The sequence below is a fragment of the Lujinxingia sediminis genome, from assembly GCF_004005565.1.
GTDB classification, from domain to species: domain Bacteria; phylum Myxococcota_A; class Bradymonadia; order Bradymonadales; family Bradymonadaceae; genus Lujinxingia; species Lujinxingia sediminis.
Genome location: NZ_SADD01000037.1, coordinates 1 through 1,813, shown reverse-complemented (window position 1 = coordinate 1,813; position 1,813 = coordinate 1). Strand labels below are relative to the sequence as shown.

Here is a 1,813-nt window from a genome sequence, read left to right as displayed (position 1 = left end):
CGCAGGTCATAAATTGTGCCCTCTGCTCAGGAGACTAGACACCCCCTTGCAGAGCACGATTTATGGCCTTTTTCAATGGGTTATGGGGAAGTTTTGGGGCTTATCCGATCACGGATGCATCGACATGATTCATGCCGGTTTGAGCCTCTTGACCCCGCGACATTAGTTCAAAATATCGGCGCTGCAGAGATTTCCAGTTTTTACGAGTCGGTGAAGTTCCTTGTCGAGGGCCGAAATCCGGTTCTTCGAGGTGTTGACGTTGACCGCCTCAATAAGGCCGATGTGTCCGTGATCAGGGCTCAAATTCTAGATCGCGACCTGCAGCCTCTGGCTGGGGTTCGAGCCAGAGTCCCCGGCAAGCCTCACTATGGATACACCTTCTCTAGATCTGACGGTTGGGTAGACTTTCTTGTCAATTCCGCGGAAGGCGACCTCGTCATTCGATTCGAGGATAATAATGTGTTGGGTGTGGATGCCGAGGTAGAAGCTGAGTCTAATGCGTTTTCCAATGGTCGAACGGTTGTCGCCACTCCTCAGGACTCTGTGGTGACCACTGTCCGTGCCGGTGAGGCAGCGCTGATCGACTCCTCACAAGTCTCAGATGCAGACGGAGTACGAGTCTCTAGGGCATTCGTACAATCCGGCACGAAGGCTCGTGTAAGGCTTGCGGATGGCCGCATCGCGGTGCTCGAGGAATTCAACGTTCGCGCCACAGAATACACGGTGGGGGAGACTGGACCAGCCGCAATGCCCGGGCTTCTACCGGATGAGTCAGGCTATACCTATGCCGTTGAGATGAGCGTTGATGAGCTTCGTGACGTTGAAATTGATACGGTAGAATTCGACAAACCCGTCTCGCTCTACGTGAATAATTTCCTTGGTTTTCCGGTGGGGTCAGTAGTGCCTTCGGGAACGTATGACCGACAGCAATCCAAGTCCTGGAAACCTAATGATAACGGCGTGGTCGTTGCAATTGTGGATGGAGGTTTTGACGTCGATGGGGACGGTACGAAAGACTCGGGAGCAGCCCTGATTGAATTGGGCGTAACCACCGAGGAAGTTCGCTCAGTGGTCGGTGCTTATGGCGATGGAACCGAACTCTGGAGGGCGCCCGTAGTTCACTTCAGCCCACACGACCTGAACTGGCCTACCGAATTTCCGCCCGACGCGATTCCGCTCGAGCCCGAAGAGGTACCTGACTTTCCTCCGAAACCCGAAGAGGACCCGTGTGAACAAAGCGGTTCTATCATCGAGTGTGAAAACCGTGTTGTCGCACACAACGTGGCGGTGCCGGGGACAAACTTTTCTTTATGGTATCGAAGTGATCGAGTGCCGGGCAAGGGGCGAAGCCTTGTCGTGAGGCTTTCGGGGGATTCTGTTCCCGCCAGTCTCAAACGCATTGAGGCAAAGGTTATGGTTGCGGGCCGTGAGTTCACCCATCAAACCGACCCAGGACCAAACCTGACCTGGACCTTCGATTGGGATGGAACAAACGCCTATGGACAGACGGTGACTCGTGAAGTTCCCGTGCGAGTCCAAGTCGACTACATCTACGACGTGCGCTACGTGATTCCAGCAGATGCAGAGCAGGCGTTTGGTGTGCCGGGTCAAGCGCTCCAAGAGCTTCGCGAAGCCAGAATTGAGCGCGCCTACTCACAGGTCTTCCGTGGAAGACTCGGCGCCTATGATAACCGTGCATCCGTGATCGGATAAGCCCCAAAACTTCCCCATAACCCATTGAAAAAGGCCATAAATCGTGCTCTGCAAGGGGGTGTCTAGTCTCCTGAGCAGAGGGCACAATTTATGACCTGCG

1 protein-coding gene is annotated in these 1,813 nt (G+C 54.4%); it reads left to right on the top strand.

Going from position 1 to position 1,813, the window contains the following annotated elements:
• The first annotated feature begins 114 nt into the window (after positions 1 to 114).
• Positions 115 to 1,713: a hypothetical protein gene (locus EA187_RS20185; RefSeq protein WP_127781483.1), complete on the top strand. Its 1,599-nt coding sequence runs from the start codon at positions 115 to 117 to the stop codon at positions 1,711 to 1,713.
• Positions 1,714 to 1,813: the final 100 nt, after the last annotated feature.